Source organism: Acidiphilium sp. (assembly GCF_049977125.1).
Classification (GTDB): Bacteria; Pseudomonadota; Alphaproteobacteria; order Acetobacterales; family Acetobacteraceae; genus Acidiphilium.
The window spans coordinates 12,149-21,063 of sequence record NZ_JBMFGY010000054.1 but is presented as its reverse complement, the minus strand read 5'-3'; the positions used below and the strand labels follow the sequence as shown (position 1 = coordinate 21,063).

The window sequence follows — 8,915 nt, the reverse complement described above, 5'->3', positions numbered from 1 at the left end:
CAGGCGGTAAAGATGATCCAGGGCGTGGTCGAGGTGGCCGATCTTTAGAGCGATATGCGATTAAGTTGACGCGACAGCGGCAGCATAATCGCATGAAATCGCTCGAAAAAACATAGAGCTAGAGCGTTAAGCTGAAAGCATAACCCTCTAGAGCGATATTCGATTAAGTTGACGCGGCAGCGATCTCAATCGCGCGAACCTGCTCTGGCCGGGTGGCAACGTCAGATCGAGCGGTCGTGTTCCAGCGACACCGGCACCAGAGCCTCCACCGATCTGAAGCGATCATGATCCAGCCCAGCGCCGGTGCGCCGGTTTGAACGGGTTCCAATGATGCGCCCGCGCTGAAGCGCGATCGTGGTGTCCATGAACGCCAGATTCTGCGGGCGGTGGGTGATCATCAAAGTCGTGCGGTGCGTCATCAGGGTTTCGAGCGCGACGAGAACCTTGTGTTCCGAGACGGCGTCGAGCCCCTCGGTCGGTTCGTCGAGGATCAGGATGGGCGCATTCTTCAGAACCGCGCGGGCAATCGCGATCCGCCGCGCCTGACCCCCGGAGAGGCGGGTGCCAACCTCGCCGACGATAGTATCGATCCGCTCGGGCAGCGCCAGGATTTCATCGAGGATATTGGCTTGGCGCAACGCATCATACAGTTCGGCTTCGGTGGCGTCGGGGCGGGCGAGCAGAAGATTCTGGCGGATGCTCGTATTGAACAGGTGGGTCTGCTGCGCAACGACGGCGCACCAGTCACGGATGGTGTCGCCCTTCAGCTCGCGCAGCGACACGCCACCGATTTCAACGCTCCCGTCCTGGAAATCCCAGAAGCGCAGCAGCACATTGAGCAGGCTGGTCTTGCCCGAACCCGTCGCGCCGATAATGCCAAGACGCCCGCCCTGGGCAAGATCGAGGTCGATGCCATCGAGCGCCCATGGCGTTTCGGCGCCATAGCGCATGCGCAAGCCACGGATGCGCAGGTCGAACCGTGTGGGTGATGCCGCGGCGCGTGCCGGTTCGGTGATGGCGGGTTTGGCGTCGATGATTTCGAAAATACGCCTGGCGGCCGCGAGGGTCTCGCCGAGGGATTGGAACGCGCCGGGCAGGCTCGTGACCGCCTCGAAACTGCCGAGCACGAACAGCGCGATCATCGCGAGATCCGGGCCGGTGATCGCGCCACGGGCGATCAACGGAATCGCGAGAACCAGCGCCGCCCCCATCGTCAGATTGGTGATCAGCCCGGTGGCGCCGGCGGCGATTGCGGCGATCCGCGCATGGCGGCGCTGGTGGACGATCAGGTCACGGCTGAGCGTATCGATGCGCAGGGCCTGGCTTGCCGCCGGGTTGTCAGCGGATTGATAGACGCGCAATTCCCCCAACCCGCGTATCGTATCGGCAATCCCGGCACGCAGATCGGCGCGGCGCTCGACCCCCGCCTGCCCGGCGCCGCGCGCGAGGCGCTGGGTCAGAAGCGGCAGGATGACACCGGCGATGATCAGACCGGCGCCATCGATCAGCGCGACGCCACCGCTGAATGCCACCATGAAGCCGAGCATGATCACTGCGGTGATCGCGGCGGCGGTGGTCGGCACCAGGACGCGCAGATAAAAATTATCCAGACTGTCGATATCGGCGCGGATGCGGCTGAGCAGGTCGCCGCCGCGAAAATATTGCAGGCGCGCCGGGGCGAGCGGCTCAAGATGCTGATAAAACCACACCCGCAATTCCGACAGCAGCCGCAGCGTCGCTTCGTGCGTCACCAGGCGCTCGGCGTAGCGGCCGCCGGTGCGCAGCACGGCAAACGCGCGAATGCCGGCGGCCGGGGTGAAATACTCGATCAACGAACCGCTCAGACCGGAGAGCGCCATGGCGGCAATGAACCAGCCCGACAGGGCCAGCAGGCCGACATTCGCCAGGATGACAACGATCGTGAGACTGATGCCGCCGAGCATCCAGCGCGCATAGGGGCGGAACAGGCCGAGCAGGCGGAGCAGGTCCCTCATGCGCCGACCGGCTGATAAAGGGCCTGCATCTCGGCATAGAGACCGGCGCGGTCGAGCAGGCTGCGGTGCGTGCCGGCTTCGATAATGCGACCATGGTCGAGCACCAGGATACGATCGGCATCGGCCACCGAGTCGAGGTGATGGGCAATGACCAGAGTGGCGCGGTCTTGCGCGAGGCGGGCGATGGCGGCGGTGATCATTGCGGCGGTTGCCGGATCGAGACTGGCGGCGGCTTCGTCGAGCACAACGAGATCGGCGTTCTTGAGAAAGGCGCGGGCGAGCGCGATGCGCTGGATTTCCCCGCCCGACAGCCCCTGGCCGCGATCGCCCAGAATGGTCGCGTACCCATGAGGCAGCCCGGCGATGAAGTCATCGGCATGGGCAAGGCGGGCGGCGGCGCGCACGGCGGCCTCATCGGCATCGAGTCCGAGCCTGATGTTATCGATCACGCTGCCATGGAACAGGGTGGGGCGCTGTGGCAGCCAGGCGACGCGCCGTAACCAGGTGGCTTCGTCGATCTCGCGCAGGTCGGTCCCGTTGATGCGGATGCAGCCACCCTGCGGCGCCAGAAAGCCGAGCAACAGATGACTGATCGTGGTCTTGCCCGCACCGCTCGGCCCGACCAGCGCAACGCGTTCGCCACGGGCGAGGGTGAATGAAATATCGGTCAGCGTCGGATCATCGGGCTGGTAGGCGAAATCGACGTGCTCGAAACTGATCCGCAGCGGCGCGGCCGGCAGGGCGATCGCAATGGGTTGTTCGATGGCCGCAAGCGGCAGGTCGAGGATCTTGACGATTTGCTCAGCGGCGCCGATCGCCTCCATCCGCGCATGGTATTGCGTGCCCATGCTCCGCAGCGGGCGATAAAACTCCGGGGCGAGCAGCAGCACGAAAAAACCCGGCAGAAACTGCATGTCGCGGTAGTACAGGCTGAACCCGATATAGACCGCGACCATCGCGACACTGATGGTGGCAAAGAATTCGAGCACCAGCGACGAGAGAAAGGCAACGCGCAGAACCTCCATCGTGTCGCGGCGGTATTCATCGGAAACCTGGGCAATGACTTGGGCCTCGGCCCGGCTGGCGCTGAACAGCTTGAGCGTGGTCAGCCCCTCGATCGCATCGAAAAAATACGCGCTCATGCGGGCAAGTTTGCGCCACTGGCGCTGGTTGAGCCGCTCGGTGCCCTTGCCGACCAGAATCATGAACACCGGTATCAGCGGGGCGGTGACCAGCATGATAATTCCCGCGACCCAATAGGCGGGAAACACGAAGACCAGGATCGAAAGCGGAATGAACACCGCCAGGGCCATCTGGGGCAGGTAGTTGGCATAGTATTTTTCCAGCGCCTCGACACCATCGATCAATGTATTGGTGATATCGCCGGTGCGTTGGCGGCGGGTCCAGGCCGGGCCGAGCGCTTCGATCTTGGCGTAAAGGTCGCGGCGGATGTCGTGCTTGACGCGGGCGACAGCCTCAAAGCCGATGGCGTCGCCCAGTGCCGTGACAATGGCGCGAAGCGCAAAAGTGCCGAGCATCGCCCACAGCCAGGGTTCGACAAACGCCAGATTATGGTTCGTGATCACAACGGCGTTCACGATGCGGGCGAGCAGCCATGCCTGCAGGATCAGAAGCAATCCGCCGAGCGCACCAAAAGCGACGGTGGCGGTAAGCGGGATCCGTACACGCGGGATGAAGCGGCGCAGCCACGCATCGAGGGCTTTGCCGGTGGCGCGCGAGAGGGGCGGGGCCGTGCCTGCCATGGCTCAGCGCCGCCGTCGCGCGAGGTCAGCGGCGATCATTGGTCTTGCGCAGGGTTTTGAGTTCGCTGCTGAACAGCGGGGCGAACAGCACGAGGGCGAGGGCGAGCATGAACAGCGCCATCAGCCGCAGCTGGACCGGCATGCCGAAAATCATGCCGACCAAGCTGACGCTGAATGCCGGACCGAGGATGAATACGAGCGCCAGGCGCAGATTCCACAGCGCCTGGCGTATCAATCCGGTAGGTGGCGTAGCGTTCGTCATGCCGTGCAACCGTGCGTTTCGGTCTCAGTGACCGTAGGCGGCGAGTTTGGTGATACGGGCGCGGAACACCCAGATCTGATACCAGTTATACATCAGCATCACCGGAAAGAACCCGGCCATGGCGAGGGTAAAGGTGATGATCGAAACCTGTGGCGTGGCGCCCGCATAGATGGTCCAGGTGTTGGGCACCATCCAGGGATACATCGTCGCCAACATGCCCGCCGCCATCAAGGCGATCGCGAGGTTGAGCCAGAGTATGGCGGCAAAATCACGGTCGGCGGCGGAAGCGATGCGCATTTTGACGATGGCGAACACAACGAGCAGCCCGCCCAACCCCCACGCCCAGAAATGCGGGCCGAACCATTTGCTGGAAACCCAGGGAAAGATCACGCTGCTGACCACAACCGTGATCGCGACGGCGGCGAGCGCGAGATAGAACGCAACATTGGTCCAGCGAGCGGCGTGCTGGCGGATCGGCTCGCTCGGCTCGAAGCGGGCGCGGACGAACAATCCCCCCGACAGCGACACCGCGATCACCGCCGCCACCCCGGTCCAGACGCTGAACGGGGTAATGAAGCGCAGCGCGCCACCGACATAGGTGGGCACCTGATCCGGCACATGGGTCATCGGAAAGCCGAGCAGGGCGGCGCCGACCGCCATGCCGCCGAAAAACGTCGTGGCAAGGCTGGACAGGCCGAACGCCCAGTCACTGAAACGCTGGTAGCGCTTCTCGGCGAGGTGGCGGAACTCCAGCGCCACCGCGCGGGTGATGATGCCCCACAGCGCCAGGGCCAGCGGCACCATCAGATAGCTGAACAGCGAGCCGTAAACGAAGGGAAACGTGCCGAACATCACGCCACCGGCCACGATCAGCCAGGTCTCATTGGCATCCCATGTCCCCGCCATGGCCGACATGATCGCGCCGCGCTCGTCCTCGTCGGGAACGAACAGCGAAAAAATGCCGGCACCAAGGTCGGCGCCATCAAGGATAATATAGAGCAGGATGCTCAGTGCCAGTGACAGCCACCACACGAAGGTGAGGATATCCTGGGTTTGGTTCAGTGCGTTCATGATGGCGAGACTCTCGATGAAAACGGGACGGCGGACATGCAGGGCGGAAAGCGCTTCAAGCGGGGCGCAGGTATTCGGGTTTGACCGGTTCGCCGTGTCCAGCCGGTTCCATGTGCCCGAGCGCCTCATGACCCTCCTGCACCACGGGACTGATCATGTCAGGACCCGTGCGGATGACCTTGGCGATGAAATACCACGCGCCACCCAGAACCATCAGCTCGAACGCCATGTAACCAACCAGCCAGAACAGCTCGAGCGCAACCGACATGTGACTGACGCCCGCGGACGTACGCATCATGCCATAAACGATCCAGGGTTGCCGGGCGACTTCACGCGTCCACCAGCCAGTCCACACGGCGGCATAGGGCAGGAAGGCGCTGACCACGAGGGTACGCAGGAACAGCTTGTTCTGACCGACCACGGCCAGCGAAAACCGCCGGCGCAGCGCCAGCCAGCCGCCCCAGAACGCCACCAGGATCAGGAACATGCCGATCGCGACCATGATCCGGAACGAATAGAACGGCACCACCACCGGCGGACGGTCCTGCGGCTTGATCGAATCCAGACCCTGGACCTTCCCGTCCCAGCTATGCGTCTCCAGCACACTGAGCACATGCGGCACCGTGATGGCAAAGGCGTTGCCGTCACCCTTGGCGTTCGGCCAGGCCACGATGTGCCAGCCGGTATTGACCGAACCATCCTTATTATAGGTGTGGTAATGACCCTCCATCGAGGCCAGCGCCGCCGGCTGGTCGTGCGCCACCGTCTCTCCCAGACCATCGCCCAGATAAAATTGCAACGGCGCCACTACCACCAGCGCGAGCAGCGCGAATTTCAGCGGACGCACAAACAAATCGACATGTCGGTTCTTCAAAATGAACCAGGCGCACACGCCGGTGACCGCGAACAGCGCGAGTTCGAACGTCGCAACCAGCATGTGGGGAAAGCCAAGGATGACATCCGGGTTGAACAGGGCAGCAAACCAGTCGGTAACCTGGAAAATACCATTCTTGAACACGATCCCGGTCGGGGTCTGCATCCAGGAATTCGCGACCAGAATCCACATCGCCGAAAACGCCGAGGACAGCGCGACATTGAACGTCGCGAACAGATGCATTTTCTTGCTGATCTTGCCCCAGCCGAAAATCATCAGCCCGATGAACCCGGCCTCATACATGAAGGCGGTGATCGTCTCATAGCCGAGAACCTGACCAAAGAACGGCCCGGCGGCCTGTGAGAACGGCCCGTACAGAATACCGAACGCCATTTCCATCGTGATGCCGGTCGCAACGCCCGCGCCGAAATTGATGATGAAAATCTTCTCGAAAAACCGGGTCAGCCGATACCAGCGCTCATCATTGGTCTTGATCCAGCGCCATTCGAAAAAGAACAAAACAATCGCCAGCCCGATCGTCAGCGGCGGATACAGGATATGGAAGCTGGTGATCCACGCGAAATCGATGCGTGACAAAAAGACGGGTAACGAATTATCCAACATGGTCTTTTCTTTCGTATTCTGGGCAGGACTGGACGTATCATCGATCGGCAGACGATGCCGACCCTAGCGAACCGGAAATGGCGGCCCGGTGTTCGTCGCGTGACGATGGCGCATGAAATATCTCATGTTTCGAGCACGTTCGCGTGTTCCGCCTCGGCACTGGCATCGGCCTCGGCATCGCTCGCGCGGCGGCGCAGGCCCCGGCCGATCAGCGGCAGGCGGTTCTTGAGTTCGAGCAAGGCCACAACCCGCCCGCCAAGTTTGAGCAACTGCACAAGATCGGCGGTTTCAAGCTTCTGAACATCTTCCGACCAGCGCATGACCAACTCGATCAACTCATGCATCTCGCGCAGCTTGACCTGGGCATGCCGGTCCGCGTCGGTCTCCGGCGTCTCCATGATCAATTCGCGCAGAACCGTCAGCGTGGGATCGATCTCACGCCGGCGGCGCTCCTCGGCCAGCGTGCGCACGATCTGCCAGATGTCGCCCAATGTCGAAAAATGCTCACGCCGGTCACCCGGCAGATGTTGCAACCGGACCAGATGCCACGATTGCAATTCCTTCAACCCCATCGAGACATTGGAGCGCGAAAATCCGAGTTCCTCAGCGATTTCATCCGCCGGCAACGCCCGATCCGACAGGTAGAGCAGCGCGTAAATCTGCCCGACGGTTCGATTAATGCCCCATCGGCTGCCCATCTCACCGAAATGCAGCGTGAAGGCTTCGGTCAGCGGTGATAATGCCATGTTCTGGACTTTCAGGAATTACTGAAATCCTACATCACACCGAATTCGCCATTGTCAAGCCGCCCCCTGCGCGATGTGATGACGCGTCGCATGACACCCCGGCTTTCCCGAACCGTCGCATCGCATTTTCATCGCGCCACAACGTCTGGACCGCGCCCGATTTTGCGGGTTTAATCACCCCTGGCCATGACCTTATCCGGCGCAAACGCAGCCTCCCCCACCCAACCAATCGCCCCCGGCGCGATTCCGCCGGTCTGGGCGCCCGCGGTGAGCGCACCGGTGCCCCGCGGCCTGTGCACCGATTGCGGCATCTCCCGCACCCAGGCGCCGAAGCGCTGCGGCAGAGCCTGCCAGTTCATCGACCCTGATTACGACCGGCTGGAAACCGAGGTTCACGGTCGCCCGCGCGATCCCGCCCGACCGGACGAGCTTCATTTCGGCCCGTTCCGCCGCATGCTACGCGCCCGGCTGAACCCCGCCCTGCCGGGCGCGCAATGGACCGGTATCGCCACCGGCATCGCCGAAAAATTACTGGCAACCGGCGCGGTGCAGGCGGTGCTCACCATGGCGCCCGACCCTGACGATCACTGGAAACCGGTCCCGGTTCTGGTCACGCAACCGGCGGGCATGGCGCAGGTGCGCGGCATGCGCATGGGCTACGCGCCGCTGCTCGCGCTGTTGGAACCGGCCCTCGCCCAAGGCTACAAACGCCTCGCAATCATCGGCATTCCCTGCCAGGTCTATGCCCTGCGCGCCCTGGAACGCGAACTCGGCCTCGAGCGTCTCTACGTCATCGGCACCCCCTGTTCGGACAACACCACGACGGCGAATTTCCACCAATTCCTTGCCCGTCTCTCCCCCGCGCCGGAAACGATCACCTATCTCGAATTCCGCGCCGACTATCACGTCGAGCTGCGCTTCACCGATGGCTCATCCAGGCGAATCCCGTTCCTGCAACTGCCGCTCTCCGAGCTTCCCGCCGATTTCTTTCCCCTGACCTGCCGCACCTGCGTCGATTACACCAACGTCCTGGCCGACATCACCGTCGGCTACATGGCCGGCCAGGGGGAGCAATGGCTGATCATCCGCAATCAACGCGGCGAAGACCTCGCCGCCCTGCTCGGCGACGCGCTGCATCTCTCGCCCCTGGGCGATGCCGGCAAACGCGCCGGCCCGGTTAAAGGCTTCCTCGCCAACACCGCGCGCGCCGCCGGCGGCCTGCCGCTGCGCCGCATGCCCGGCCTGCTCCGCCCCCTCGTCGGCTGGCTGATGCCGCGCATCGGCCCGCGCGGCCTGGAATTCGCGCGCGCCCGCGTCGAGATGAAAGCGGTCGAAACCATCCTCCACCTCCGCCGCGCCGCACCGGCCCGCATGAAATCAATGATCCCCGCCCATGTCTGGCGCCTCGTCGCCCCCTACGGGCTGACCCCGAAATACGGCGAACAGCCCGCAGACAAGGACCGGCTGTGACCGAATGTCATTGCCGCCGGCGGCGCGGAGTGGTCATGCTCCCGGCATCCAGGGCAACGGGCAGGGAGACAGGCGATGCGTGACGCAGCGGGGTTTCAAACCATTCTGGCG

The 8,915-nt window shown here is 63.1% G+C and carries 7 protein-coding genes; 1 reads left to right on the top strand and 6 read right to left on the bottom strand.

The annotated features are described in order from the left end of the window. Nucleotides 1-221: 221 nt before the first annotated feature. The 6 genes from cydC to ACP5E6_RS10055 all read right to left on the bottom strand — a co-directional run bounded on the left by cydC (nucleotide 222) and on the right by ACP5E6_RS10055 (nucleotide 7,334). On the bottom strand, nucleotides 222-1,994 hold the full coding sequence (gene cydC, locus ACP5E6_RS10080) for a thiol reductant ABC exporter subunit CydC (protein WP_427954102.1): 1,773 nt from the start codon (nucleotides 1,992-1,994) through the stop codon (nucleotides 222-224). Continuing rightward, nucleotides 1,991-3,757 carry a thiol reductant ABC exporter subunit CydD gene (gene cydD / locus ACP5E6_RS10075; RefSeq protein ID WP_427954101.1) on the bottom strand — a complete coding sequence of 589 codons (1,767 nt, stop codon included), beginning with the start codon at nucleotides 3,755-3,757 and terminating at the stop codon, nucleotides 1,991-1,993. Before cydD ends, cydC begins: the two co-directional genes overlap by 4 nt. 25 nt (nucleotides 3,758-3,782) lie before the next feature. Then, nucleotides 3,783-4,019: a hypothetical protein gene (locus ACP5E6_RS10070; RefSeq protein ID WP_427954100.1), complete on the bottom strand. Its 237-nt coding sequence runs from the start codon at nucleotides 4,017-4,019 to the stop codon at nucleotides 3,783-3,785. A 24-nt stretch (nucleotides 4,020-4,043) separates the two neighbouring features. Then, the gene (locus ACP5E6_RS10065; protein WP_427954099.1) at nucleotides 4,044-5,090 is read right to left on the bottom strand and encodes a cytochrome d ubiquinol oxidase subunit II; all 1,047 of its coding nucleotides are present in this window, start codon (nucleotides 5,088-5,090) and stop codon (nucleotides 4,044-4,046) included. 55 nt (nucleotides 5,091-5,145) lie between these two features. After that, nucleotides 5,146-6,588 carry a cytochrome ubiquinol oxidase subunit I gene (locus ACP5E6_RS10060; protein WP_427954098.1) on the bottom strand — a complete coding sequence of 481 codons (1,443 nt, stop codon included), beginning with the start codon at nucleotides 6,586-6,588 and terminating at the stop codon, nucleotides 5,146-5,148. A 122-nt stretch (nucleotides 6,589-6,710) separates the two neighbouring features. After that, complete coding sequence (locus tag ACP5E6_RS10055; protein ID WP_427954097.1) at nucleotides 6,711-7,334, bottom strand: GbsR/MarR family transcriptional regulator; 624 nt, start codon at nucleotides 7,332-7,334, stop codon at nucleotides 6,711-6,713. A gap of 186 nt (nucleotides 7,335-7,520) precedes the next feature. On the opposite strand from ACP5E6_RS10055, the gene ACP5E6_RS10050 reads away from it, so the two are divergent. Further along, on the top strand, nucleotides 7,521-8,804 hold the full coding sequence (locus ACP5E6_RS10050) for a Coenzyme F420 hydrogenase/dehydrogenase, beta subunit C-terminal domain (protein WP_427954096.1): 1,284 nt from the start codon (nucleotides 7,521-7,523) through the stop codon (nucleotides 8,802-8,804). Nucleotides 8,805-8,915: the final 111 nt, after the last annotated feature.

Bases quoted from the DNA above. Each gene is read 5' to 3' on its own strand.
- ACP5E6_RS10065 (WP_427954099.1), bottom strand. From the start codon at position 5,090: ATGAACGCACTGAACCAAACCCAGGATATCCTCACCTTCGTGTGGTGG.
- ACP5E6_RS10055 (WP_427954097.1), bottom strand. From the start codon at position 7,334: ATGGCATTATCACCGCTGACCGAAGCCTTCACGCTGCATTTCGGTGAG.
- cydD (WP_427954101.1), bottom strand. From the start codon at position 3,757: ATGGCAGGCACGGCCCCGCCCCTCTCGCGCGCCACCGGCAAAGCCCTC.
- cydC (WP_427954102.1), bottom strand. From the start codon at position 1,994: ATGAGGGACCTGCTCCGCCTGCTCGGCCTGTTCCGCCCCTATGCGCGC.
- ACP5E6_RS10050 (WP_427954096.1), top strand. From the start codon at position 7,521: ATGACCTTATCCGGCGCAAACGCAGCCTCCCCCACCCAACCAATCGCC.
- ACP5E6_RS10060 (WP_427954098.1), bottom strand. From the start codon at position 6,588: ATGTTGGATAATTCGTTACCCGTCTTTTTGTCACGCATCGATTTCGCG.
- ACP5E6_RS10070 (WP_427954100.1), bottom strand. From the start codon at position 4,019: ATGACGAACGCTACGCCACCTACCGGATTGATACGCCAGGCGCTGTGG.